The organism is Acidocella aquatica (assembly GCF_030160635.1).
Lineage (GTDB): Bacteria > Pseudomonadota > Alphaproteobacteria > Acetobacterales > Acetobacteraceae > Acidocella > Acidocella aquatica.
The window spans coordinates 17765-41854 of the sequence record NZ_BSOS01000079.1 but is presented as its reverse complement, the minus strand read 5'-3'; the positions used below and the strand labels follow the sequence as shown (position 1 = coordinate 41854).

At 64.5% G+C, this 24090-nt stretch carries 23 protein-coding genes; 10 read left to right on the top strand and 13 right to left on the bottom strand.

Features of this window, described 5'->3' with window-relative positions:
* The first annotated feature begins 3 nt into the window (after positions 1-3).
* Positions 4-2190 carry an LPS-assembly protein LptD gene (locus QQJ84_RS14415; RefSeq protein WP_284259002.1) on the top strand — a complete coding sequence of 729 codons (2187 nt, stop codon included), beginning with the start codon at positions 4-6 and terminating at the stop codon, positions 2188-2190.
* Positions 2187-3461, top strand: a complete 1275-nt coding sequence (locus QQJ84_RS14410; RefSeq protein WP_284259001.1) for a peptidylprolyl isomerase — start codon at positions 2187-2189, stop codon at positions 3459-3461. Before QQJ84_RS14415 ends, QQJ84_RS14410 begins: the two co-directional genes overlap by 4 nt.
* A gap of 70 nt (positions 3462-3531) precedes the next feature.
* Here QQJ84_RS14410 and QQJ84_RS14405 read toward each other — a convergent pair whose 3' ends face one another.
* The 4 genes from QQJ84_RS14405 to QQJ84_RS14390 form a co-directional block, all read right to left on the bottom strand.
* The gene (locus tag QQJ84_RS14405) at positions 3532-5019 is read right to left on the bottom strand and encodes an FAD-dependent monooxygenase (protein WP_284259000.1); all 1488 of its coding nucleotides are present in this window, start codon (positions 5017-5019) and stop codon (positions 3532-3534) included.
* A gap of 176 nt (positions 5020-5195) precedes the next feature.
* Entirely contained in the window at positions 5196-7361 is a 2166-nt protein-coding gene (locus QQJ84_RS14400; protein ID WP_284258999.1) for an RNA degradosome polyphosphate kinase, read from the bottom strand.
* Positions 7362-7430: 69 nt separating this feature from the next.
* Positions 7431-8087, bottom strand: coding sequence for an HdaA/DnaA family protein (locus QQJ84_RS14395; protein ID WP_284258998.1), 657 nt, complete (start codon positions 8085-8087; stop codon positions 7431-7433).
* Positions 8084-9118, bottom strand: coding sequence for an AI-2E family transporter (locus QQJ84_RS14390; protein ID WP_284258997.1), 1035 nt, complete (start codon positions 9116-9118; stop codon positions 8084-8086). Before QQJ84_RS14390 ends, QQJ84_RS14395 begins: the two co-directional genes overlap by 4 nt.
* A 184-nt stretch (positions 9119-9302) precedes the next feature.
* Between QQJ84_RS14390 and purM the strand changes: the two genes are divergently transcribed.
* Genes purM through QQJ84_RS14375 form a run of 3 tightly spaced genes read left to right on the top strand, consistent with a single transcriptional unit; the run spans position 9303 to position 11147 of the window.
* Positions 9303-10334: a phosphoribosylformylglycinamidine cyclo-ligase gene (gene purM / locus QQJ84_RS14385; protein ID WP_284258996.1), complete on the top strand. Its 1032-nt coding sequence runs from the start codon at positions 9303-9305 to the stop codon at positions 10332-10334.
* The gene (gene purN / locus QQJ84_RS14380) at positions 10327-10926 is read left to right on the top strand and encodes a phosphoribosylglycinamide formyltransferase (protein ID WP_284258995.1); all 600 of its coding nucleotides are present in this window, start codon (positions 10327-10329) and stop codon (positions 10924-10926) included. Before purM ends, purN begins: the two co-directional genes overlap by 8 nt.
* Before the next feature lie 59 nt (positions 10927-10985).
* Positions 10986-11147 (top strand): hypothetical protein, encoded by a 162-nt coding sequence (locus tag QQJ84_RS14375; RefSeq protein ID WP_284258994.1) that lies wholly within the window; start codon positions 10986-10988, stop codon positions 11145-11147.
* Between the two features lie 12 nt (positions 11148-11159).
* Here the strand turns inward: QQJ84_RS14375 and QQJ84_RS14370 are convergent, their stop codons facing one another.
* The 8 genes from QQJ84_RS14370 to QQJ84_RS14335 form a co-directional block, all read right to left on the bottom strand.
* On the bottom strand, positions 11160-11615 hold the full coding sequence (locus tag QQJ84_RS14370; protein ID WP_284258993.1) for a GNAT family N-acetyltransferase: 456 nt from the start codon (positions 11613-11615) through the stop codon (positions 11160-11162).
* Positions 11612-12403 (bottom strand): S49 family peptidase, encoded by a 792-nt coding sequence (locus QQJ84_RS14365; RefSeq protein WP_284258992.1) that lies wholly within the window; start codon positions 12401-12403, stop codon positions 11612-11614. Before QQJ84_RS14365 ends, QQJ84_RS14370 begins: the two co-directional genes overlap by 4 nt.
* A gap of 45 nt (positions 12404-12448) precedes the next feature.
* Positions 12449-13690, bottom strand: a complete 1242-nt coding sequence (locus QQJ84_RS14360) for an SAM-dependent methyltransferase (protein ID WP_284258991.1) — start codon at positions 13688-13690, stop codon at positions 12449-12451.
* 199 nt (positions 13691-13889) lie between these two features.
* Positions 13890-14444: a 50S ribosomal protein L9 gene (gene rplI, locus QQJ84_RS14355; protein WP_284258990.1), complete on the bottom strand. Its 555-nt coding sequence runs from the start codon at positions 14442-14444 to the stop codon at positions 13890-13892.
* 14 nt (positions 14445-14458) lie between these two features.
* Positions 14459-14734 carry a 30S ribosomal protein S18 gene (gene rpsR / locus QQJ84_RS14350; protein ID WP_284258989.1) on the bottom strand — a complete coding sequence of 92 codons (276 nt, stop codon included), beginning with the start codon at positions 14732-14734 and terminating at the stop codon, positions 14459-14461.
* On the bottom strand, positions 14734-15210 hold the full coding sequence (gene rpsF / locus QQJ84_RS14345) for a 30S ribosomal protein S6 (protein ID WP_284258988.1): 477 nt from the start codon (positions 15208-15210) through the stop codon (positions 14734-14736). Before rpsF ends, rpsR begins: the two co-directional genes overlap by 1 nt.
* Positions 15211-15362: 152 nt before the next feature.
* Positions 15363-15554, bottom strand: a complete 192-nt coding sequence (locus QQJ84_RS14340; RefSeq protein ID WP_284258987.1) for a YqaE/Pmp3 family membrane protein — start codon at positions 15552-15554, stop codon at positions 15363-15365.
* 30 nt (positions 15555-15584) lie between these two features.
* Positions 15585-18152 (bottom strand): bifunctional acetate--CoA ligase family protein/GNAT family N-acetyltransferase, encoded by a 2568-nt coding sequence (locus QQJ84_RS14335; RefSeq protein ID WP_284258986.1) that lies wholly within the window; start codon positions 18150-18152, stop codon positions 15585-15587.
* Between the two features lie 89 nt (positions 18153-18241).
* On the opposite strand from QQJ84_RS14335, the gene QQJ84_RS14330 reads away from it, so the two are divergent.
* The 4 genes from QQJ84_RS14330 to QQJ84_RS14315 are packed head-to-tail and all read left to right on the top strand — an operon-like array spanning position 18242 to position 22385.
* Complete coding sequence (locus QQJ84_RS14330) at positions 18242-19726, top strand: replicative DNA helicase (RefSeq protein ID WP_284258985.1); 1485 nt, start codon at positions 18242-18244, stop codon at positions 19724-19726.
* A gap of 39 nt (positions 19727-19765) precedes the next feature.
* Positions 19766-20836, top strand: coding sequence for an alanine racemase (gene alr / locus QQJ84_RS14325; RefSeq protein ID WP_284258984.1), 1071 nt, complete (start codon positions 19766-19768; stop codon positions 20834-20836).
* Positions 20833-21618 carry an MlaE family ABC transporter permease gene (locus QQJ84_RS14320; RefSeq protein WP_284258983.1) on the top strand — a complete coding sequence of 262 codons (786 nt, stop codon included), beginning with the start codon at positions 20833-20835 and terminating at the stop codon, positions 21616-21618. Before alr ends, QQJ84_RS14320 begins: the two co-directional genes overlap by 4 nt.
* Positions 21615-22385, top strand: a complete 771-nt coding sequence (locus tag QQJ84_RS14315) for an ABC transporter ATP-binding protein (protein ID WP_284258982.1) — start codon at positions 21615-21617, stop codon at positions 22383-22385. The genes QQJ84_RS14320 and QQJ84_RS14315 overlap by 4 nt, the downstream gene beginning before the upstream one ends.
* On the opposite strand, the gene bioD is transcribed toward QQJ84_RS14315, so the two are convergent.
* A complete protein-coding gene (gene bioD, locus QQJ84_RS14310) occupies positions 22363-23052 on the bottom strand; it encodes a dethiobiotin synthase (protein ID WP_284258981.1) in 690 nt (229 codons plus the stop codon). The genes QQJ84_RS14315 and bioD overlap by 23 nt on opposite strands.
* Before the next feature lie 66 nt (positions 23053-23118).
* Here bioD and bioB point away from each other — a divergent pair, with 66 nt between their 5' ends.
* Entirely contained in the window at positions 23119-24075 is a 957-nt protein-coding gene (gene bioB / locus QQJ84_RS14305) for a biotin synthase BioB (protein ID WP_284258980.1), read from the top strand.
* Positions 24076-24090 lie beyond the last annotated feature (15 nt).

The following is a 24090-nucleotide window of genomic DNA, read 5'->3' as shown; positions in this document are numbered from 1 at the left end:
GGCATGAAACGATCCGGCCTGTTTTTCGCTCTCATCGCCAGCACCTGCCTTGCCGGGCAGACCCGCGCGCAACCCGCCACGCCGCCCAAGGCGCCGGTCAGCTTCACGGCGGACAGTATTTCGTATGACAAAACCGGCAATATCGTTACCGCGTCCGGCCATGTGCGCGCCGTGCAGAACGGGCAGACGCTCTATGCCGACAAGGTGGTGCTCGACCGCAATAGCGATGTGGTGACGGCGAGCGGCCATGTGATTCTCACCCAGCCTTCGGGCGATACCGTGTTTGCCAGGCGGGCGGTATTGAGCAAGGGGATGAAGGACGCCGTGATGCACGGTGTGGCGGCGCGGCTCGCTGATAATGGCCGGATGATCGCCAATGGGGCGCGGCGTTACGACGACAACATCGATGAGATGGTGAAGGTGGTTTATTCCGCCTGCGACCTGTGCAAAACCGACCCGACCGCGCCGCCGCTCTGGCAGATCCGCGCAAAGAGCGCGACCCGCGATCTGCAGCATAAAATGATCGAGTATCGCGGCGCGGAGATGGAGTTCTACGGGGTTCCGGTGCTCTATATGCCGTATTTCACGCAACCCGACCCCTCGGTGAAACGCCAGAGCGGGTTCTTGATGCCGGGCTTCGGCGCGACCTCGAAGCTCGGGTTTTTCGTCACCACGCCCTATTATTTCGTGATCGACAAGGAATCCGACCTGACGCTGACGCCGATTTTCGCGGTGAAGGAGGGACCGGCGCTAAAGGCCGGGTATCGCCGGGATTTCAATAACGGCGCGTTGAACGTCAATGTCTCCGGCGGGCAGGTGAGCGGGAAGCTGGGCGATGCCGTGTTTGCTAACGGCACGTTCGACCTGAACCAGGACTGGCGCGCCGGGTTCAACTACAACCGGGCCTCAAACCCGGCATATCTCAATGATTTCAATGTTCTGCCGAACGCTTCGTTCCTTACTAGCAACGTCTATCTCGAAGGGTTCTCTTCGGGCTCCTATGCGAGGGTGGACGCGCAGACCTTCCAGGGCCTGGTGGCCAGCGTCAACCAGAGCGAGCTGCCGATTGTCATGCCGCATGGGCAGTATGATTTTGTCTCGGGGCAGGATGCGCTGGGCGGGCAGTTCGCTCTGCATGCGGATGTGTTCAACGTGTTGCGCAAGCTGGGCACCAACAGCCAGCGCGTGGCGGCGGTGCCGGCCTATTCGGTGCCCTTCATGCTGCCCTATGGCGTATTGGGCACGGCCAGGGTGGAGCTTGTGGCGGCCACGTATATGGCCACGCGGCTTTATGACCAGCCGAATTATTCTCCGCTGGATGGCGCCAGCACCGCGCGCGCGCAGCCTTATGGCGCGGTTTATCTGCACTGGCCGCTGATCCGCCAGGCGGGCGCGCTGGGCAGCCAGATCATCGAGCCGGAGGTGCAGCTCGTCGCCTCGCCGAACGTCGGGATTTCGCAGAACATACGCATCCCCAACGAGGACAGTCTCGATCTCGAATATTCCGATGCCAATCTGTTCAGCTTCAACCGCTATCCGGGAATTGACCGGCTGGAGGGCGGCTCGCGAGTGGATTATGCGTTGCACGGCGCCTGGTATCTGCCGCAAGGGGCGATGCTGGATGGGCTGATCGGGCAGTCATACCGGGTGCATAAGGATAACAATTACCTGCCGGGTTCCGGGCTGACCGATAACGTCTCCGATATCGTCGGCCATGTCATCATCGCGCCGGTGCCCGATTTCAACATCACCTACCGCACGCGCCTGAGCCACAAGGACCTGGGCGCGCGGATGATCGACACGACGGCCAATTACACCTCGCATGTGTTCTCCGCCTCGGCCGGGTATCTGTATACCAATACCGACCCTTATGTGCTCTACGACAGTGCCAGCCTTGTCTCGCCCACGCTGGCGCCGCCAGGAGCATATTTTACGCCGCGGCATGAGGTGACGGCGAGTTTCAACACCAATATCGGCCCGTGGTCGCTGGGCGCGGGAACAGAGCGGAACCTGCAGACCGGCAAGTTCGACTCGGCCAATTTCAACGCCGGCTGGCAAAACGATTGCTTCGGCGTCAACCTCGTGTACTACCAGCGCTTTACGTCATTCAACCTGGATAAAGGCAATACGATCGTGCTGCTCCAGTTCACTTTTAAAACTCTCGGTAATGTTGGATTCAGCGCCCTATGAAGCATCTTCTCCGTGCCGCCGCTCTTGTTGCCGTGCTCAGCGCGGCGCCCGCCCTGGCGCAGACCGCCAGCGACTATAACGCCAGCATCGCCGCCGTGGTGAACGGGCAGGTGATCACCAACCAGGATGTGGCCGCGCGGGCGCGTCTGCTGGCGATCTCCACCGGCATGCAGCCAACGCCTCAGGCGCTTGCCAGGCTTGAGCCGCAGGTGACCTCGCTGCTGATCGACGAAACTCTGAAGATGCAGGAGATCAACAAGCTGGGCGTTACCGTGCCGCTGAGCGATGTCACCGGCGCGATCAGCCGGATTGAGCAGGGTAACGGCCTGCCGCCCGGCGGCTTGCGGATGAAGCTGACGGCCGCGGGGGTGCCCTTTGATACTCTGGTTGAGCAAATCCGCACCGAGCTGGGCTGGCAGGCTGTGCTGCACCAGGTGCTTGGGCCAGGGCTGCAACCCACGCCGGGCGACCTGAATGCGCAGAAAGCCGCGTTGAAGGCGGAGATCGGCAGCACCCAATATCATATCGCGGAAATCTTCGTGCCCGTGTCCGGCCCGGAGGGCGATGCGGCGGCGCGCAATTTCGCGAATACCGTCATCGCGCAACTGCGCACCGGCGCGCCGTTCCCGGTGATCGCGGCGCAGTTCAGCCAGGCGCAGACCGCGCTGCAGGGGGGCGATATGGGCTTCGTCGCCCTGGGGTCGCTGGACCCGGCGGTGGCGCAGGTTGTGTCCACCATGCCGGTTGGCGCCATCAGCAACCCGATTCGGGTGCCGGGCGGTTATGATATCGTGCAGTTGCAGGCGACCCATAACGTGGGCACCGAGATGCAGACGATCCTCTCCATCCGCCAGGTTTTCGCACCCTATCCGCAGCCGATCACCAACGGTCAGGTGGGCCCGGCCCAGGCCGCGGTGATCAACAAGGTGATGCAGGCTGCCCATGCCGCGCATTCCTGCGCGGATATGGAGGCGGTGAACGCGGCGTTTGGCAATGTGCGCCCGGCCGACCCCGGCCCGGTGAACCTCGCGACCGTCACGCCGCCGGCGTTTCAGGCAATCTTGGGCAACCTGGCCGCCGGGCAGATCAGCGAGCCGCTGGTGGCCGCTGATGGCGTCTCCGTCGTGATGGTTTGCAGCCGGCAGAGCCAGGCCGCCAGCCTGCCCTCCGATGACGCGATTGCGCAGATGATCGTGGAGCACCGGGTCGAGCTGGAATCCCAGCAATTGCTTGATGTGCTGCACCACCGCGCGCTGATCACCCAGCAGTAGGCTGCTCGTTTGCAGGTCATAAAAAAGGGCTGAAACCTCGCGGTTTCAGCCCTTTTTTCATGCGGGAAGATTATGCGGCGTTCCGGCTCAGGCTCTCCAGATAGGCGGCGATGATCTTGGCGTCGGGGTCGAGCGCGACGACGGCGACATAGCCGTCGGGCCGGACCAGCCAGATGCAGCGGCGGCCGATGGGCGGGCGCAGCGTGGGCTCCAGCAGGTCAGGGTAGGTTTCCAGCAATTCGTTGACCTCGGCGCCGGGGTCGGCGCAGAGGGCGAAGCGCGGGGTGGTGCCGGCGCCGTAGGGAAGCTCACCCTCGCGCGGGGGCATGCGCTCACCGGGGCCGGGGCCGGGGAATGAGCGGTCGTCCGAGCCGTTAAGCGGGCTGTGCTCATAGCCCATGGAAACTTCCGTCAGCGTGTCGGCAATCGCCCGCCGCGCCGGGGCCAGGCCGAACAGCACGCTGCCGAAGGCGTTACGGGTGACTTGCACCACCGGATTTTTCAGCACGGAAATCGCGGTGAGCCGGCCGACATTCACGAACACCTGATCTGTCGCGGCATGGCGTTCGGCGTTGTAGCTCTCCAGCAGGCGCTGCGGGCCGCAGGTGCCGCGGGTGACCAGTGCGAGCTTCCAGGCCAGGTTGACAGCATCGTGGATACCCATGTTCATACCCTGGCCGCCGGCCGGATTATGCAGATGGGCGGCGTCCCCGGCCAGGAAGATCCGGTCCTTGCGGTATTCGCGGACATTGCGCTCATTGATGTGGAAGGCCGAAAGGGCGATCGGGTCCGAAACCGTGACATTGCCCGGGCCGCGCGTATCGACGATGCGCTGGATATCCTCCAGCGAGGGGTGTTCGGGCGATTGGTCGCTGCTCACCGGCAGGTCGGCGATGATCCGGTAAAGCCCCTCGGCGCGGGGGAAAAAGCCGAGAAAACCATCTTCGTGCCAAAATGAAACCAGTTCGGTGGCAGGAAAGTTCAGGCCGGAGAGGTGAACATCGGCCAGCAGCCAGCCGCTTTTTTGTTCATGGCCGGTAAAGGGCACGCCCAATATATCGCGTACTTTGCTGTTGCCGCCGTCGCAGCCGATGAGCCATTGGCTCTCCACGGTTTCCTCGGTGCCGTCGGCATGGCGCAGATGGGTGCTGACATTGGTGGCGGAGGAGGTGAAGGAGACCAGCTCAACCCCATGTTCAACCTTTACGCCGAAGCTGGCCAGATGCGCCTCCAGCAGATGTTCCGTTTCGGCTTGCGGCTGGGTCAGCGCGTAGGGATGCGGGCTGTTCACCTGAGAGAAATCCACGCGGCCCATCGGCTTGTTGCCGGCGATGATGCTGCCGGCGGTTATTTTATGGCCGGCGGCCACCAGCGGGGCGCCGCAACCGGAACGATCGAGGAGTTCCAGCGTACGGCTCCATAAAAACAGCGCCTTGGGCTGGTCGGTGCCATGGGTGGTTTTCTCCACGATCCTGACCTTGATGCCGTAGCGGGCGAGTTCGGCGGCCGCGACGAGGCCGACGGGGCCGGCACCTACGATGAGAACATCTGTGTTCATAATAACTCCCTGACCGCTCATGCGATCGCCTTGTTTATTTTGGTGCAGCTTGGACTTGTTAAGGATATTCCATAACAACGCGGGCGCGTACACTAAAATCTCTCGGATGATTTGTGGCGCGCGGGGGCGGGTTCGTCGTTGACCTAAATCAATAAAACCGCCGCAGCCTCCTCAAACTAATCAACACGGCGCTTGTATTTCGCTTTCGGGCGGTCCGCGTGCAGCCCGCCGTGCAGGGCCGAGCCGCGGCCGGAGAGCGAGGGGTTGGTCATGAAGTATTCATGCGCCGAGGCGGGCGGGTCGCCGGGGGTGACGCGGCGCCAGGTGCCGTCGGCCAGCAGTTCAGAGCTTTGCGCGTCATCGCGCAGGTTTACCACCATGATCTGGTCGAGCACCTGGGCGTGAACGGTCGGGTTGTGGATGGGCACGAAGGTTTCCACCCGGCCTTCCATGTTGCGGGCCATCCAGTCGGCGCTGGACATGAAGACTTTCGCCTCGCGTGAGGGCAGCGGGTGGCCGTTGGCAAAGGCGCAGATGCGCGCGTGCTCGAGGAAGCGGCCGACGATGGATTTGACCTTGATATGCTCCGACAGGCCGGGAACGCCAGGACGCAGGCAGCAAATGCCGCGCACGACGATCTGGATAGGCACACCCGCGCGCGAGGCCTCGTAGAGATGGTCGATCAGCCGGTCGTCGACCAGGGAGTTCATCTTCAACCAGATGCCCGAGGGCTTGCCCGCCTTGGCGTTGGCGATTTCGGTGTCGATGAGGGTGACGATGGTTTTGCGCGTGGTGAGCGGCGAGAAGGCGAGCTGCTCCATCGTTTCGGGGCGGGCGTAGCCGGTCATGTAGTTGAACAGCCGGGCGGCGTCGCGCGTCAGGGCCGGGTCGCAGGTGAAGAAGGAGAGGTCGGTATAGATGCGCGCGGTGATGGGGTGATAGTTGCCGGTGCCGAAATGCGCATAGGCGCGCAGGGAGCCGCCTTCGCGCCGCACCACATAGGACATTTTGGCATGGGTCTTGAGGCCGACGAAGCCGAACACAACCTGGACACCCGCGGCCTCCAGCGTGCGTGAGAGGCGGATGTTGGCTTCCTCGTCGAAACGGGCGCGCAGCTCCACCATGGCGGTAACCGATTTACCAGCCTCGGCGGCCTCGATCAGGGCTTTGACAATGGGGGAGTCGCGGCTGGTGCGGTAGAGGGTTTGTTTGACGGCGACAACCGCGGGGTCGAGCGCGGCCTGGCGCAGGAACTGCACCACGACGTCAAAACTCTCAAAGGGGTGGTGAACCAGAATGTCCTTCGCGCGGATGGCGGCGAAGCAGTCACCCGCGAAATCGCGGATGCGCTCGGGGAAGCGGGCGGTATAGGGGGGGAAGAGCAGATCCGGGCGATCATCGACGATGAGCTGCTTGACATCAACCAGGCCGATGATGCCGGTCTCGCTGTAGATCTCGCCCACCGGGGCCTCGATGGCGTCTATCACCAGCTCGCGCAGGTCAACGGGCATGTCCGCCTGGATGGTAAGCTGGATGGCGACGCCGCGGCGGCGGCGCTTCAGCGCGGTCTCGTAGGATTGCACAAGGTCTTCGGCTTCTTCCTCGAATTCCACATCAGTGTCGCGGATCAGGCGGAAGAGGCCGGAGCCCTGGAGCTGGAAGCCGGGGAAGAGGCGCGAGAGGAACATGCCGACCAGCTCTTCGAGCATGACGAAGCGGATCGGCCCGCCGGGGGCGGAGGGCAGGCGGACGAAACGGTCAATCTGGCTGGGCAAGGGGATGAGGGCGGACATGTGGCCATGATCGTCATTTCGGGCCAGGGTGAGGGCCATCACGAGGCCCATGTTGGGGATGAAGGGGAAGGGATGCGCCGGGTCCACCGCCAGCGGGGTGAGCACGGGGAAGACGCGCTCCATGAAATAGGTGTCGAGGAAATGCGCGTCGTCCGAGGTTAGTTGCACGGCGGTGCAGATGACCATCCCGGCGGGGCCGAGCAGGGCGCGCACCTGGGAGAAGGCAGCCTGCTGGGCGGCGATGAGCTCACGGGCGCGCGCGTTGATCTGTTGCAGTTGCTGGGCGGGGGTGGCGCCATCCGCGGAATGTTCAAGCACACCCGCGCGGGCCTGGCCGATGAGGCCGGCGACGCGGACGGAGTAGAATTCATCAAGGTTGGAGGCGCTGATGGAGACGAACCGGAGCCGTTCGAGCAGCGGATGGCGGGGGTTTTCGGCCTCCGAGACCACGCGGAAATTGAAATCCAGCCAGGAAAGTTCGCGGTTGATGAAACGGGCGGGGTCGTTCAGGCTGAGTTCCGGCGCCGGCGCTGTCGTGATCTGGTTCATATCCTCTCCTATACCAAACCATTCTGCCTGGGGATGACGAGTTTGTAACGAAAATTTATCGGATTCCCCTCATGCCAATTCGAACAGCGGGGAGAGGATTTCAGCGGCGAGCTGGCGGGTGATTTTTTTACCCTCGCCGAGGGTGGCGCGGTCGAGCCGGGCCACGGCCTCGCGCAGGGCGGCGGCGGTGCGCGGCAAATGCAGAAGCAGGAAGTTGCGCACGGGAAAGCTCAAGGAAAGTTGCCGGTCGGCGCAGAGGCGGGTGAGCAGGCGTTCCAGCAGCTCGTCCTCGGGGGCGCGGATTTCCACGGCCTCGGCGGCGCGCAGGCGGCTGGTGAGGTCAGCCAGACGGTAGGACTGGCGGGCGGGCGGCAGGCGAGCGGCCATGAGGACCGGGAAATCGGCTTCTGCGGCGGCGTTGAGCAGATGCAGCAGCGCCTGGGGTTCGAGCGCGATATCGGCATCATCCACCGCCACCGGCCCGGAGGGGCGGAGCAGGCCGTGCAGCGTGGCGCCGTTGACGACAGCGGCGCCGTTGGCCGCCGCCCAGATATGCAGCAGGTGGGATTTGCCGCAGCCAGGCTCGCCCCAGAGCACAAGGCGGCCGTTGCTCCAGGTGTCGGGCCGGGCCAGCCAGTCCCGCGCCGGGGCGTTGGAGGGCGCGGTGCAGAAATCCTCGGCGGAGAAATTCTCTGATTCGGCGAAGGGGAGCGTGAGCTGCTTCATGGGGTGGTTGGCGTATCGAGATACAGCGGGCTTTGCAGGTAGCGGCGCAGCCAGAAGCGGGCGAGCACGCCCAGCGTGGCGGTAACCGGCACGGCCAGCATGATGCCAAGAAACCCAAAGGCGGCGCCGCCAGCGAACAACGAGAAGATGACCCAGACCGCGGGCAGGCCCACACGGTCCCCCAGGAAGCGGGGCTGGATGACATAGTCGTTAAGCGCCTGGCCAAAGCCGAACACCAGGGCCACCAGCAGAACGCCATGCCAGCCGGGGTTTTGGGTGAGTGAGAGCAGAATTGCGGTGACGCCGCCCAGGATGGTGCCGACATAAGGAATGAACGAGAGGATGCCCGCAGCCAGCCCGACGATGAGCCCGAGGTCGAGCCCGATGGCGGTCAGCCCCACCGCGTAGACCAGGGCCAGCAGAATGCAGCAGATCGCCTGGCCGCGTATCCAGGCCGCGAGGATGCGGTCCACCTCGAGCGCCTGGGCACGGATCACCGCCTCATAGGGGCGGGGCAGCCAGCTGTCGACATGGCGGATGATCGCGGGCCAGTCCCGCAGGAAGTAGAAGGTGACGATAGGGGTGATGATGAGCAGGGTGAGGACGTTGACCACGGCGAAGCCGCTGCCGATGATGTTGCGCGCGGCGGTGCCAGCGAAGGTGACGACGGTGCCGGCCTGGTTGGCGGCGAGGTCGCGCAGCTTCTGGCTCATGGCGCCGGGGCCAAGCCGGCGCTGCAAATCCAGGATGAGATAGCCGAAATCCTTTTGCGCCGTCTGGATATAGCCGGGCAGGTTGATCGCGAAGGCGCTGGCCTGGGCGGCGATGACCGGGTAGAGCAGCAAAATGAACAAAACCACGAAAATGCCGGCGGCGGAGAGAATGAGCAGGGTGCCCACCGAGCGGCGAACGCCGAGCACGGCAAGGCGGCTCACCGCGGGATCAAGAAAATAAGCGAGCCCGGCCGCCACCACGAAGGGCGTGAGGATGGCCGAGAACAGGCGAAGAAACTCCCATGAAAGCAGCAGCATCGTGGCTCCGAGGGCCAGGCGCTGCAAAAGCAGTTTGTTTCTGGCCACCGGTTCGGGGAGTGAATTGCTCATTGTTGGCCGGCCAGCGATTGCGCGCGGCAAAAGCCTGTGTTGAAACGCGGCAGAATTTTATTGGCGTGGACTCGCAAAACCATGCCGGAGACTTAGCGCATTGGAGGCTGACATGACCAGCGTAACGTACCGGGATGCCGGTGTGGATATCGAAGCCGGCGACGCGCTGGTTGAGGCGATCAAACCCCTGGCGAAAGCGACCTCGCGCGCCGGGGTGCTGGGCGGGCTGGGCGGTTTTGGCGCGCTGTTTGATCTGAAGGCGGCTGGGTTTGTGGACCCGATTCTGGTTTCCACCACCGATGGCGTGGGAACCAAGCTGAAAATCGCCATCGAGACCGGGATTCATGACTATGTCGGCATCGATCTGGTGGCGATGTGCGTGAACGATCTGATCGTGCAGGGAGCGGCGCCGCTCTTCTTCCTGGATTATTTCGCGACCGGGGCGCTGGATGTGGATGCGGCGAAGCGGGTGATCGCGGGGATTGCCCAGGGTTGCACGATTTCAGGCTGCGCTCTGGTGGGCGGCGAGACGGCGGAAATGCCAGGGATGTATGCGGCCGGGGATTATGACCTCGCGGGCTTCTCGGTGGGGGCGGCCGAGCGCGGCACATTGCTGCCCGCGGGCGTGGCGGCTGGCGATGCGATTCTGGCGTTGCCGTCCTCGGGCGTGCATTCCAACGGTTTCTCGCTGGTGCGGCGGATTATCGCCAATGCCGGGCTTGGCTGGGAGTCGCCGTTTGGCGATGGGCGGCCGCTTGCCGAGGTGCTGATGCAGCCAACGCGGATTTATGTGAAGCCGATTCTGGCGCTGCATAAGGCGGGCTTGCTGAAGGGGGCCGCGCATATCACCGGCGGCGGGCTGCCGGGGAATCTTCCACGCGCGCTGCCCGAGACCTGCGGCGCGGTGTTGAACGGGCCGTGGAACATGCCGGCGATTTTCCCATGGCTGGCGAAAACCGGCAACGTGGCTCCTGAGGAGATGCTGCGGGTGTTCAACTGCGGCGTCGGCATGACGCTGATCGTGAGCGATGCCGATGCGGCGATGGCGCTGCTGCGCGAGGCCGGGGAGGCGCCGTTTTTGCTCGGGCATGTGACGGACCAGCCAGGCGTCGTGATCGCGGGGCAGGAGAGCCTGTTTGCCTGAACCGCGCGTTGCCGTGCTGATCTCGGGGCGCGGCTCGAATATGGAGGCCCTGATAAAAGCCGCGCAGGCGGAGGCGTTTCCGGCGCGGGTCGTGCTGGTGATCTCCAACAACGAGAACGCGGCGGGCCTGGAGATTGCGCGCGGCCTGGGGGTGGAGGCGCTGGCGATTCCGGCCAGGCCGTTCGGCCGCGACCGCGAGGCGCATGAGCGGGCAATTGATGCCGTATTGGTGGCGCGAAAAATCGAGATTGTGTGCCTGGCCGGATATATGCGGCTGCTCACCCCTTATCTGGTGAACCGCTGGGCGGGGCGGATGCTGAACATCCACCCGAGTCTGCTGCCCGCCTATCCGGGGGTGGATACCCACGCGCGGGTGTTGGCGGCGGGCGAGGCGGCGCATGGCTGCACGGTGCATCTGGTGACCGAGGAGATGGATGCGGGGCCGGTGCTGGCGCAGGCAAGGGTGGAGGTGTTGCCCGGCGACAGTGAGGAGACGCTGGCGGCGCGGGTGCTGGCGCAGGAGCATCGGCTCTATCCGGCGGCGCTGGCGGCGCTGGCGCGCAAAATCCGCTTGCCAGAGCCTGGGGCATAACCGTAAAGCTCGGCCAGAAATTTGGTTTTTGAAATTGCTCCTGGAAGGTAGACTAAGACATGACATCCGATACAACCCACCAGCACGATGCGCAGGCCGATCAGGAATTTGACGCGGCCTCCAAAAAGGGCTGGGAATTTTTCACCAAATTCCTCACCTTCAACACCATCGCGGCGGCGCTGGTGCTACTGCTCATCGGGGCGCTGACGGTCTGGCGTTAGATATATAGCCGTTCAGGCGCCATCCGCGAGGGGCATGCGCAGCAGGCGGCGTTTTGTGTCGGCAAAGCCCATGTTGAGGTAGAGATTATAGGCGCGGGTGTTGTGTGCCTCCACCTCCAGCAGCAGCGCGCGGATGCCGATGGCCCGGGCCTGCTCCATCGCCAGGGCGACGGCTTGTTTCCCCAGGCCGCGCCCCCGCGCCTTGGGGATGAGGTAGAGATCGTCGATAAACCCGTCCGTGCCGCCGTTCTCCACGCTGTAGCCCAGCGTGAGGATGAAAAAGCCGATGGCGGCGCCGTTTTCCTCCAGCAGATAGGCTGGGGCCAGGGGTTCGCCCGCCGCGACATGGGCGATTGTGGCTTCGGCTGCCGCGTCCAGAGAGGAGCCATCCTCATTATGAAAATCCCGCGACAGGGCCAGCAGCAAGGGGGCGTCCGCCGGTTGGGTGCGGCGTGCGGTCAGGCTCATCGGAGGGTTGGGGCGCTCAGGCGCTCCTCGGCGATATCCAGCGCGGATTCGGCAATGCCATTCGTGAGGAAGCGCATGATGCCGCGCGGCGGCTTGGGGCGCAGCCAGATGGGTTTGGCGTTTTTACCGCCGATTTGTTTCACGATGGTATCGACATCGCCAAAACCGTCGATGAGGCCGAGGCTGAGCGCGCGTTCGCCCAGCATATAGCCGCCATCGAAAATTTTATCGTGGTCCGTGGTGATGCGCGTGCCGCGCCGTTCGGTGACCCAGGCCTTGAACATGCCATGTGCGTCATCGAGCAGCTCGCGGGTGAAAGCTTCGTCTTCGGGTTGAAGCGGGGCGAACATGTCCAGGCGGCGTTTATGCGCGCCAGCGGTGAAAACACGGCGCTCGATGCCATGGCGGGCGATGAACTTATCCAGCCCGAAGCCGCCGGTGACAACGCCGATGGAGCCGACGATAGAGAGCCGGTTGGCGTAGATTTTGGCGCCCGCGCAGGCCAGCCAGTAGCCGCCGGAAGCCCCGACGTCGCCGATGACGGCGGTGATGGCAACACCGGTTTCCTTGGCGCGGCGGAGCAGGAACTGGCCGATGAGGTCGGATTGCACCGCCGAGCCGCCAGGGCTCTCGATGGCCAGCACCAGGTTTTTGCTCTTTTTCGCCAGCACGAACGCGCGCTCAATCGGCGCGGTGTAGGCCTCGAGGTTGATGGTGCCGGGGCGCGGGGCGATAATGCCGCGCAGGGCGAGCACGGGGATTTTGGGTTTCTGCCAGGGGAGTTGCATGCGGGCAGCTTAGCGCACTGCAGGCTGAAGTCTATTCGGCCGCGCTTATTCAGCCGCCCTGGGCAGCGCGATCTGGCGTTCCTGGTCGAACATGTAATCGCGCGTGAGCGGCACCGCGGCGCGGGCATGCGCGATCTGGATCTGGAAATTCATATGGTCGGACAGGCGGAAGGACAGCTCCGAGCCGGAGAGATAGAATTCGAACATGCGGCAGAAACGCTCATCATACAGCGCCGCGATGGTGTTGCGATGGGCGGCGAAACGGCTCCGCCAGTGGGCGATGGTTTTTGCATAGTGGAGACGCAGGATCTCGATATCGGTGGTGATGAGGCCGGATTTCTCGAGCGGCACCAGCGCTTCGGAGAGGGCTGGCGAGTAGCCGCCGGGGAAGATATATTTCGCGATCCAGCGGTTGGTGGCGCCTGGCCCCTCAAACCGGCCAATGGAGTGCAGCAGCGCCACGCCGTCGGGTTTCAGGCAGCGGCTGATGGTGGCGAAGAAGCTGGCGAAATTCGGCACGCCGACATGCTCGAACATGCCCACCGAGACGATGCGGTCAAAGGGGCGATCCATCGCGCGGTAATCCATCAGCTCGAATTTGACGCGCTCCTCAAGCCCTGCGGCGCGGGCGCGGGCGCGGGCCTCGGCCAGTTGCTCCTCAGAGAGGGTGATGCCGGTGACGCGGGCGCCAAAATCGCGCGCCAGGGTGAGCGCCATGCCGCCCCAGCCGCAGCCGATATCCAACACGGTGAGGCCAGGGCGGTTGAGCAGCAGCTTGGCCGCGATGTGGCGCTTTTTCGCGGCCTGGGCTTCTTCCAGGGTCTCGTCGCCACGGGGAAAATAGGCGCAGGAGTATTGCCGGTCACGGTCAAGGAACAGCGAATACAACCGGCCATTGAGGTCGTAGTGGTGGGCAACGTTGCGCTTGGCGCGGCGGGCGTTATTGGCCTGCGATATGGGGCGCAGCCACCGGCTGATCCGCTCGTTCCAATTCAGGATGGGCATCGGGTGGCGGGTCATGTTGTCGAGCAGCAGCGCCAGAACATCGTGAATGGAGCAATCCAGCGGAAGAATGCACTCCTCCATATACCCCTCGCCAAGAGCCAGCCCCGGATTGAGAACCAGCCGGCGCAATGTGGCGGCGTTGAGGATTTTTATACCGGCGGCGGGCGAGCTGCCGTCACCATAGAGAGTTTCCGACCCGTCAGGCCAGATAACCCTGAAACGGCCTTCACGGACTGAGCCGGCTAGAATGCGATCCAACAACTTTTTGAACAGCGATGTCACGTCCTTCTCCGTTGCTTTTAACGGTTGGCAGGAAGCAAGATGCAAAAAAGATGCAGCAGAACCGCCTATTTATCGCATGATTTGAGTCAATTCAGCAAAATAATTCGTGTGTGGGCGGCGAACGCATAAAAAACGGCCCCCGTGTTGCCACGGGAGCCGTTTTTTTGGGCCTTGAGAGCGCTGGGAAAGCGCTGGAGGCTTACGCGGCGGTCTCTTCCTCGCCAAACAGCGGGCCGAGTTCCGGTTTTTCATCCGGCTCGGCGGCGATGGCTTCGCCACGGGCTTGCTTCTCGGCTTCCTCGACCGAGCGGGCCACATTCACCTTAACGTCGATGACGACTTCAGGGTGCAGAGCGACGCGCACGGAGGAGATGCCGAGCGACTTGATCGGGTGGACCAGCAGCACCTGCGCGCGCTCGATGCCAAGACCGGCAGCGGTGCAGCCGTCGGAGATGTCGCGGCTGGAAACGGAGCCGTAGAGGGCACCGGCATCGGAGGCCTGACGGATCAGGGTGATGCTCAGGCCCTGCACGCGCTCGGCCACACGCTCGGCCTCGTCGCGGCGTTTGATGTTCTGCGCCTCAAGCTGCACGCGCTCACGCTCAAAGCGCTCACGGTTGGCTTTGGTCGCACGCACGGCCTTGGACTGCGGCAGCAGGAAGTTGCGCGCATAGCCGGGTTTGACTTTAACGATTTCGCCCATCTGGCCGAGTTTCTCGACGCGCTGGAGCAGGATCAGTTCTACTTGTGCCATGTTTCTTGCTCCTCTTAGCTCAGAACATAGGGGAGAAGGGCAAGGAAGCGGGCGCGCTTGATGGCTTTGGCCAGTTCACGCTGCTTCTTGCCGGACACCGCGGTGATACGCGAAGGCACGATCTTGCCGCGCTCGGAGAGGAAGCGCGAAAGCAGGCGCACGTCCTTATAGTCGATGACCGGGGCGCCTGCACCCGAGAACGGGCAGGATTTCTTCCGGCGGAAGAAGGGCTTGCGGGCGCCAACGGCGGTGCGGCGCAGGCCGGCATCGGGGGTGGTTGCTTCAGACATCAGATTTCCTCCTCAGCGCCGTAATCATCACGGTCGGCGCGGAATTCGTCACGCGCGCGGAATTCTTCACGGCCTTCCTCGAAGCCGCGCTTGCGGCCGGTCTCGAAACGGCCGGCGGGCTTGGGCCCGCGGAAGCCGCGTTCGCGATCGTCAGACTTGCGCGAAAGGATCACGGAGGGTTCCTCGGTGATTTCCTCGATGCGCACGGTCATGAAGCGCAGCACGTCCTCGTTGAGGGTCAGCTGGCGCTCCAGCTCCTTCACGGCGGGGGAAGGTGCGTCGAGCCCGAGCAGGATGTAATGGCCCTTGCGATTTTTCTTGATCCGGTAGGCGAGGCCGCGAAGGCCCCAGTATTCGCGCTTTTTAACAGCGCCGCCATCGGTTTCGAGCTGGGCGGTCACGGCGTCGGCAACGGCGTCGGCCTGTGCCTGCGTGATTTCGCTCCGTGCAATGATCACGGTTTCATATAACGGCATTGTGACTCCCTTCGGCTGGTTTCAGCTCCGGTCCGGGTCTGGACCACCCAAAATCGGGGCGAGCATTAGCCGGGCGCGATGCCACGCACCCAGCAGGGGAGGGCAGCGTTTGGCATGTTTCGCCGCTGAGAACAAGTGGGGTTGGCGCGGTATCAGGGCGCTCGCATCGCCTGTTTGATCTGTTCGCCGGTCTTATATTGGCTAAGGGCATAGACCGACCACAAAGCAGCGGGGATCCAGCCGATGAGGGTGAGCTGCAGCAACAGACACAGGATGCCGGCAAACGGGCGGCCGATGGTGAAAAACTGCAGCCAGGGCAGAAAAATCGCGAGAAACAGGCGCATGCGCGGTCCTTATCAGGGGTGATTGCCCGGCTATAGCTCTTGTGGTTCGAGAAGCAACCGGGCCTCCACCACGTCGCTCTCGCCGGGGACATGATGAATAGAAAAGCCGAGGCGTTTTATGAAAGCCAGCATCGGCGCGTTGTCGGCCAAAATCTGGCCGGTGATCTCGCCGACGCCGCGGGTGCGGCCCCAGGCGATGATGGCGCTCATCAGCGCGGTGCCCAGGCCGAGGCCTTTCACGGCGGGCTCCACCACAACGGCGAATTCGGCGGATGTGCCGTCGGTATCATCGCAGACGAGGCGGGCGACGCCGGCGGTCTCCCCTGTGGTTTCGCGCACGGCGATGATGGCCATTTCGCGTTTATAGTCCACATCCGTCATGCGGGTGACCTGTTCCACAGGCAGGGTGCGCATGGCGGAGAAGAAGCGGTAGCGCATGTCCTCGGCCGAAAAACGGGAGAGCATCGCGGTGTGGGCGTCGGCGTCCTCCGGGCGGATCGGGCGGAGCAGGAAATTCTGGCCCTTGGCGGTGTAATGGGTGATCAGCTCGCTCGGGTAGGGGGAGATAAGCAGCGGCGGGCGAGGGGAGCCGGGCGGGCGGAGCAGGATGCGCGCGCTGGCGGCGATGGCGCCATGCTCGTGCGCGAAGATGGGGTCGAGATCGAGAAGCAGGATTTCCGGCGTGTCGATGACGAGCTGGCTGACGCGCACCAGCGTGGCGGCGATGGCGTCTTCATCCGCCGCCGGGGCGCCGCGATGTGCCGCCAGAGCCGGGGCGACGGCGGCGCGGCGGATGAGCGCGTGCGCCAGGGTGAGGTTGAGCGGGGGCAGGTCGGCGGCGAGGCTGGCGACATCATCCGGGTCGCCGCCGCCGGGGCCAAAGCCGATAACCGGGCCGAGAACGGGGTGGTCGCTCACCCGGATGCGCAGTTGCGTGCCGCGCGGCGCCTGTTGCTGCACCACAAAGCCGGCCTGAGTGGCATCGGCGCCCTGCTGCGCGAGGCGGAGCAGAATCGCCCGCGCGGCATCATGCACCGCCGTGGCGTCGGGCAGGTCCAGCACCACGGAGCCCGCGAACTGGTTGGTGGGGATGTCAGGGTGGGAGAGCTTGACCACGGCGGGGAAGCCCAGCTTGGCGGCGGCGGCAGCGGCCTCATCGGGGGTCATGGCGTGGCGGCTGGCGATGACGGGGATTTTATAGGCGGCGGTAATGGCCAGGGCTTCGTCCTGGACGATCACCTCATGGCCAGCCGCGCGCGCGGCGCCGATCCGCATGGCGACGGCGGCTTTGTCAGGGGCGATTTTCAACACCGCGGAGCCGGGGAGCTCGCGCGCCGCCGCGCGGTTGCGGCGGTTGCGCAGCAGGTGGCGGAAGCCCGCGATGGCGGCTTCGGGCGTGTCGAAACAGGCGAGGCGGGCGGCGCTGAGCCGGTGGCGGTGTTCCAGCCCGTGCGCTTCGCCCAGGGCGGCGATGAGCAGCGGCACGTTGATGGTCTTGGCGCAGGCGATCAACGCCTCGATGGCGGTGTCGTCCTCGCTGCCCGAGGGGGCATGGATCACCAGAATGCCCCCGACCTCCGGCGCGGTGGAGAGCAGGGCGGCGATCTCGGCCAGGCGAATGGGGGCCTTGCCGGAGAATACCGGCCCCGGCGGCGGCGGTTTGCCCAGGCGCAGGGCGAGAACCTGGGAGGTTTGCGGGCTGAGTTCGGCCAGGGTGAGCCCGGCGCTGGTGGCGGCATCAGCGGTGAGGCGGCCGATGGCGACGGAATTGGTGACGATGGCCAGAGCGTCGCCGCGCGCCGGTTTAACGCGGGTCAGGGTCTCCGCCGCGGCGATGAACTCGGCCACCGAGAAGGTGAGCAGCACGCCGGCGCGCGCCAGCGCGGCTTCCAATGCCGCGGGGAAATTGCGTCTGGCCTCCTGCTGCCCGCCGGGCAGGCGCACGCCGGGGGCGATGGCGACCACCGGGCGCAGCCGCGCCGCCGCGCGCGCGGCGGAGAAAAACTGCGGCGGGTCGCGCAGGCGGTCCACCTCCAGCATGATCGCGGTGGTTGAGGGGTCGCGGGACAAATAGTCCAGCACCAGCCCGAAACCGACATCCGAATTGCCGCCGATGCCGGCGAAATGGCTGAAGCCGACACCGTTGGGGACCGCCCAGTCAATGACAGTGCGCGCGATGGAGGAGGACTGGCCGACGAAGGCGGCGCGCCCGCGTGGCGGCATGAGGGTGAAGGGCGAGGCGTTGAGGCCGAGGCCAGGCACGATCAGGCCAAAGGAATGCGGCCCCAGCACGCGGATGCCCGCGGCCCTGGCCATGGCGGGAAGCCCCGGTGTTTGCGAGAGCACAATGGCGCCGCGCACGCCCGCCGCCGCGTGGCGCGCCAGGGCGGCGGGGATATCCGCCGCATCGTCGGCCACCAGGGCGAGATCGGCGGTTTGCAGCTCATCGGCCTCGGTGGCGATGGTGCCGGTGAAGGCCGCGGCGCGCAGATTGGCCAGAACCTGCCGGCCGAGCGGGGTTTCGCTACCGCTCAGGCTGACCGATCCGGGGTGGAAGACGCGGGCCGGGTCAAAACGCCGTATCGCTGCAATCACCATCAGTGTGCCCCCTGTCCTGCGTCTTATACACATTCATCCACAGGGCTATCCACTGCCCCGACTCTGGAGTTCGGGCTATGATGTAGATCATGAATTCGATTGATCCTCCCCTGCTGGGGCTCTCCCAGCGGCTGCCCCCCAGCAATACCCAGGCCGAACAGGCGCTGCTCGGCGCGCTGCTGGCCAACAACAAGGCCTATGAGCGGGTCTCCGAATTTTTAACCCACGAGCATTTCGCCGATCCGGTGCATGGGCGGATTTTCCAGGCGATCGCGCGGCGCTGCGAGGCGGGGCAGATCGCCGACCCGGTGACCCTGCGCGGTGAGTTCGAGCATAGCGGCGTGCTGGATGAGGTGGGCGGCACCGCCTATCTGGCGCAGCTGCTCTCGGCGATGGTGGGCATCATCAACGCCGGGGACTATGGGCGCCTCATCCGCGATGCCTGGCTGCGCCGGCAGTTGATCGACATTGGCGAGGTGGTGGTGAACCGGGCGTTTGGTTCCGAGCCGGAGCTGGATGGCGCGATGCAGATCGAGGCGGCGGAGCAGACGCTGTTCAATCTGGCGACGCAGGGTGGCTCCGAAGGCAAGGGGCTGACCTTCAAGGAGGCCCTGGCCGCGGCGATCGAGGTTGCCTCCAAGGCGTTCCAGAACCAGGGCTCGGTCTCGGGGCTGGATACCGGCTTGCGCGATCTGAACAAGCGGACCGGCGGCATGCATCCCTCCGATCTGATCATCCTGGCGGGGCGGCCCGGCATGGGCAAGACCGCGCTGGTGACAAAAATCGCCTTCGGCGCGGCCAAGGCGCTGCTGGCCAATGCGCGCAGAGACAACCCCAACGCCATGGCCAAGCAGTGCGTGGCGATTTTCTCGCTGGAAATGAGCGCCGACCAGCTGGCGACGCGTCTGCTCGCCGAGGAGGCGCGGGTTTCGGCCGATAAAATCCGCCGTGGTGAAATCTCCTCGCGCGATTTCGATAATTTCGTGAAGGTGAGCCGGGAAATTTCGGATATTCCGCTCATCATCGATGACACCCCGGCGATTACCCTCTCCGCGCTGCGCACGCGCTGCCGCCGTTTGCAGCGCACCAATGGGCTGGGGCTGGTGATTGTCGATTATCTGCAACTGATGCGCCCGGCGGCGGGCACCAGGCCAGAGAGCCGGGTGCTCGAGATTTCACAGATCACGCAGGGGCTTAAAGCCATCGCCAAGGAGCTGGCGGTGCCGGTGATCGCGCTCTCGCAGCTCTCGCGCGCGGTAGAAAGCCGCGACGACAAGCGCCCGCAGCTCTCCGATTTGCGCGAGTCGGGCTCGATCGAGCAGGATGCGGACATGGTGATGTTCATCTACCGCGATGAGTATTATCTGCAGCAGAAGGAGCCGAAGATCGTCGCCTTTGACCGTGAGGACAAATACCAGGAGGCGATGGAGAAGTGGAAGGCGGATATGCAGAACGTGTACCAGAAGGCCGAGCTGATTTTGGCCAAGCAGCGCCACGGCCCCACCGGCAAGATTGACCTGTTCTTCGAGGGCGAGTTCACGCGGTTCGCCGATCTTGACACTGTGCATGAGTAGGCTTGGCATGAGTAAGCCTGGCATGAGTAAGCCCGCGTTTTGACCGCCCTCTTGGAAATCGACCTCGCCGCGGTGGTCTCGAACTGGCGCAAGCTGGCGGCGATGCATGCCGGCGCCACGGCGGGGGTTATCAAGGCCGATGCCTATGGGCTGGGCGCGGCGCAGGTGGGGCCAAGGCTGCTGGCGGCGGGGTGCCGGCATTTTTTCCTGGCGCATCTGGCCGAGGCGGTGGCCCTGCGCCCGCTGCTGCCCGGCGTGATGCTGGCGGCGCTCAACGGATTGCGGCCCGAGGAGACGGGTGACTGCCATGCACAGGGTATCGTGCCCGTGCTTGGCTCGTTGCATGAGCTGGGCTGGTGGCGCGCCGAGGCGGCGTTGCGCGGCGAGGTGCTGCCGGTGATCCTGCAGGTAGACACCGGCATGGCGCGCCTCGGGCTTTCGGCGAAGGAGCTGGCGGCGCTGCGCGAAGACCAGACGCTGCTGCAAGGGCTGCGGGTGGAGTATGTGCTCACGCATCTCACCAGCTCCGAGATACCGCGCGCGCCGGTGAACCACCGCCAGGTGCTGGCGTTTGCCGGGGTGATGCAGCAGTTTCCAGGGGTGAAAACCAGCATCGCCAATACCTCGGGCATGTTCCTGGGGGCTGATTTCGCCTCCGACCTCGCCCGGCCGGGGGCGGGGCTGTATGGGTTGAACCCCACGCCGGAGGCCGCCAACCCGATGCGCCCCGTGGTACGCCTCAGCGCGCCGATTTTGCAAATTCACGAGGTGGAGACCGGCGGCACGGTTGGCTATGGCGGCGATTGGGTGGCCAAACGCCCAAGCCGGATTGCCACCGTGGGCGTTGGCTATGCCGATGGTTATCTGCGCGCGCTCTCCAACACGGGGACAGCGCGCTTTGACGATACCCCGGTGCCCCTGGTAGGCCGGGTGTCGATGGACCTGACGACATTCGACGTGACCGGCCTGCGCGCTTCCCCTGGTGACATGCTGTGCCTGCTTGGGCCGGAGCATGGGCCGGATGCGCTGGCGCGCGAGGCGGGGACCAATGGCTATGAGATACTCACATCCCTGGGGCGCCGCTACCGGCGGCGGTATATCGGCGCATGAATTTTATTCTTAGCTTTGTTGCCGCCATCGGCGCGCTGGCGCTGGGTACGGTTGAGTTCCTCGGCGAGCTGGGGCTTTTCGCGGCCATGGGCGTGTCGCATATCTTCCGCCCGCCGTATTATCCCCGGTTGATCGTACGCAGCCTGATGGAAATCGGCTTCTACTCGCTGCCCGTGGTGGCGCTCACCGCGCTGTTCACCGGCATGGTGCTTGCGTTGCAGTCCTACACCGGGTTTTCGCGGTTCAACGCGGAGAGCGCCATTGCCAGTATCGTCGTGCTCTCGGTCACGCGTGAGCTGGGGCCGGTGCTGGCGGGGCTTATGGTCTCCGGGCGGGCAGGGGCGGCGATGGCGGCCGAGCTTGGCACCATGCGGGTGACCGACCAGATCGACGCGCTGTCCACCTTGTCGACCGACCCGATGAAATATCTGGTGGCGCCCCGCCTGCTGGCGGGGGTCATCGCGATGCCGCTGCTGGTGTGCATCGCCGATATTCTGGGCGTGATGGGCGGGTTTCTGGTCTCCACCGAGAAGCTGGGCTTCACGCCTGGAACATATCTGGTCAGCACCTTTTCTCACCTGAAGACGGAGGATGTGGTCTCCGGCCTCATCAAGGCCGCGGTGTTCGGCTTCATCATCTCGCTGATGGGCTGCTTCAACGGCTATCGCTCCAAGGGCGGCGCGCAGGGCGTGGGTGCCGCCACGACATCGGCCGTGGTTACCGCCTCGATCCTCATCCTGGCGCTGGATTATATTCTCACCCAGGTGTTGTTCGTTAAATGACCCAGCCAAAAATCCGCATCCGGGGGCTGAAAAAGGCTTTTGGCGACAAAAAAGTGCTCGATGGGATAGATCTCGACGTGATGCCGGGGACCGGCATGGTCGTCATCGGCGGCTCGGGTTCGGGTAAATCAGTGTTGATCAAATCCATCATCGGGCTGGTGACGCCCGATTCCGGGGTGATCGAGATTGACGGCGAGGATGTGCTGAAAGCCTCGCGCGGCCGGGCACGCGAGCTGCGCGCGCAGATCGGCATGCTGTTCCAAAACGGCGCATTGTTCGACAGTTTGCCGGTCTGGGAAAATGTCACTTTCGGCCTGCTGGCGCAGAACAAGATCCGCCGTTCCGCCGCGCGCGACAAGGCGATTGAGGTGCTGGCGCAGGTCGGGCTGGCGGATAACGTGGCCGGACTCTCGCCCTCGGAGCTTTCGGGCGGCATGCAGAAGCGCGTGGCGCTGGCGCGCGCCATCGCCTCCGAACCGGCGATCATGTTCTTCGATGAGCCGACCACCGGGCTGGACCCGATCATGGGCGCGGTGATCGATGAGCTGATCGTGGATTGCGTCAAGCGCCTTGGCAGCACCTCGATTGCGATCACGCATGACATGGCAAGCGCGCAGCGGATCGGCGACCGGGCGGCGATGCTCTATGAAGGCCGCGTATGCTGGAGCGGGCTGGCGGACGAATTAATGACCAGCACCGACCCGGTGGTGGACCAGTTCACCCACGGCCGCCCGCATGGGCCGATCAAGATGGCCCTGCGTAGGTAAGTTCCAGCAGGCTGCCGGCCAGATCCTGGAACGGCTGCTCGTTCAGGTTACGCGGGATCATGTGGATCGGCGGTTTCACGAAGCGGCGCAGCGTGGCGGCGGTTTCTTCCAGGCTGGCGGCGGGGTTCTCGCTTTCGCTCAACACCACGGCGGCGGCCGTGATCCCCCGCATGGCCAGAAAATCCACGGCGTTAATGGTATGGCTAATGGTGCCGAGATAGGTTCCCGCCACCAGGATCGCGGGGATGCGCAGGGCGGAAATCCAGTCCGACACCAGATGGGTTTCATCGAGCGGCACGGCGACGCCGCCAACCCCCTCTATCAACAAGGTGCCGGGCGCGGCGCCGATGGCCACCTGGCAGAATTTGGTGAGCAGCGAAAAATCCACCCGCCGCCCCTCGCGCGCGGCGGCCATGTCAGGCGAGAGCGGAGCGGCGAACCGCCAGGGGGAAATGGTCTCGATATTTTGCCGGGAGACGGCTTTGCCCATCGCGGCGAGCAAAATGGCGCTGTCTGAAGCCGCCGCGTGGTCAGGAGAATAGCCGGTCAGCAGGGGCTTGACCGCGCTGGCCAGTTTCCCGCTGCGGCGCGCCGCCCGGAGAACACCAGCCGTCACATAGGTCTTGCCTATATCGGTGCCGGTTGAGGTGACAAAATAACTGACCATGGTTCCACTCTTTCCTCCTTTGATGCATCGGTTTAACCTCCAAGGCAATCAGTTAGGAGACCGCTTTTGCCCGACAGCCATATTGTCACAAATCTACGCTGGAGCCGGGAGGATGTCGCCGCCTTGCTGGCGTTGCCTTTTCCGGAGTTGATGTACCGCGCGCAGAGCGTACACCGCGAACATTTTAATCCGGCGCGGGTGCAAATCTCCACCCTGCTCTCCATCAAGACCGGCGGCTGCCCGGAGGATTGCGGCTATTGCCCGCAGGCGGCGGGGGCGGATACGGGGACCAAGGCTTCCAAGCTGATGGCGGTGGAGACTGTTCTGGCCGAGGCGCGGGCCGCCAAGGAGAAAGGCGCGGCACGGTTCTGCATGGGGGCCGCCTGGCGCAGCCCGAAGGACCATGATCTAGATCATGTGTGCGATATGATCGAGGGCGTGAAGGCGCTCGGGCTGGAAACCTGCGTGACCCTGGGCATGCTCACCGCGCCGCAGACCGCGCGGCTGAAAAACGCCGGGCTCGATTATTACAATCACAATCTGGACACCTCGCCCGAGTATTACGGCAAGGTGATCACCACCCGCACCTATCAGGACCGGCTGGATACGCTGGCCAATGTGCGCGATGCGGGCATCAACGTCTGCTGCGGCGGGATTGTCGGCATGGGCGAGGATGAGAGCGACCGCGCCGGGCTGATCGCGACACTGGCGAACCTGCCGGTGCCGCCGGAATCGGTGCCGATCAACGCGCTGGTGGCGGTGGAGGGCACACCGCTGGCCAACGCCGCGCCGATCGACGCGATCGACTTCGTGCGTGTCGTCGCGGCGGCGCGCATCACCATGCCCAAGAGCTATGTGCGGCTCTCGGCCGGCCGCGAGGCCATGAGCGACGAGGCGCAGGCATTGTGCTTCCTGGCCGGGGCGAATTCGATCTTCCACGGCGAGAAGCTGCTGACCACGAAAAACGCCACCGTGAACCATGATGAGGCGCTGTTCGCCAAGCTGGGGATACGGCCTGAATAATGCGCGTGGGGCTGG

Excerpts from the sequence above, each read along its gene's own strand:
- bioD (WP_284258981.1), bottom strand. The coding sequence starts at position 23,052 with ATGGTCAGTTATTTTGTCACCTCAACCGGCACCGATATAGGCAAGACC.
- QQJ84_RS14370 (WP_284258993.1), bottom strand. The coding sequence starts at position 11,615 with ATGAGCCTGACCGCACGCCGCACCCAACCGGCGGACGCCCCCTTGCTG.
- QQJ84_RS14320 (WP_284258983.1), top strand. The coding sequence starts at position 20,833 with ATGAATTTTATTCTTAGCTTTGTTGCCGCCATCGGCGCGCTGGCGCTG.
- QQJ84_RS14390 (WP_284258997.1), bottom strand. The coding sequence starts at position 9,118 with ATGCTGCTGCTTTCATGGGAGTTTCTTCGCCTGTTCTCGGCCATCCTC.
- QQJ84_RS14365 (WP_284258992.1), bottom strand. The coding sequence starts at position 12,403 with ATGCAACTCCCCTGGCAGAAACCCAAAATCCCCGTGCTCGCCCTGCGC.
- rplI (WP_284258990.1), bottom strand. The coding sequence starts at position 14,444 with ATGGCACAAGTAGAACTGATCCTGCTCCAGCGCGTCGAGAAACTCGGC.
- purM (WP_284258996.1), top strand. The coding sequence starts at position 9,303 with ATGACCAGCGTAACGTACCGGGATGCCGGTGTGGATATCGAAGCCGGC.
- QQJ84_RS14395 (WP_284258998.1), bottom strand. The coding sequence starts at position 8,087 with ATGAAGCAGCTCACGCTCCCCTTCGCCGAATCAGAGAATTTCTCCGCC.
- QQJ84_RS14330 (WP_284258985.1), top strand. The coding sequence starts at position 18,242 with ATGAATTCGATTGATCCTCCCCTGCTGGGGCTCTCCCAGCGGCTGCCC.
- QQJ84_RS14405 (WP_284259000.1), bottom strand. The coding sequence starts at position 5,019 with ATGAACACAGATGTTCTCATCGTAGGTGCCGGCCCCGTCGGCCTCGTC.
- QQJ84_RS14340 (WP_284258987.1), bottom strand. The coding sequence starts at position 15,554 with ATGCGCCTGTTTCTCGCGATTTTTCTGCCCTGGCTGCAGTTTTTCACC.
- QQJ84_RS14335 (WP_284258986.1), bottom strand. The coding sequence starts at position 18,152 with ATGGTGATTGCAGCGATACGGCGTTTTGACCCGGCCCGCGTCTTCCAC.
- QQJ84_RS14400 (WP_284258999.1), bottom strand. The coding sequence starts at position 7,361 with ATGAACCAGATCACGACAGCGCCGGCGCCGGAACTCAGCCTGAACGAC.
- QQJ84_RS14375 (WP_284258994.1), top strand. The coding sequence starts at position 10,986 with ATGACATCCGATACAACCCACCAGCACGATGCGCAGGCCGATCAGGAA.
- QQJ84_RS14315 (WP_284258982.1), top strand. The coding sequence starts at position 21,615 with ATGACCCAGCCAAAAATCCGCATCCGGGGGCTGAAAAAGGCTTTTGGC.
- rpsR (WP_284258989.1), bottom strand. The coding sequence starts at position 14,734 with ATGTCTGAAGCAACCACCCCCGATGCCGGCCTGCGCCGCACCGCCGTT.
- rpsF (WP_284258988.1), bottom strand. The coding sequence starts at position 15,210 with ATGCCGTTATATGAAACCGTGATCATTGCACGGAGCGAAATCACGCAG.
- QQJ84_RS14415 (WP_284259002.1), top strand. The coding sequence starts at position 4 with ATGAAACGATCCGGCCTGTTTTTCGCTCTCATCGCCAGCACCTGCCTT.
- QQJ84_RS14410 (WP_284259001.1), top strand. The coding sequence starts at position 2,187 with ATGAAGCATCTTCTCCGTGCCGCCGCTCTTGTTGCCGTGCTCAGCGCG.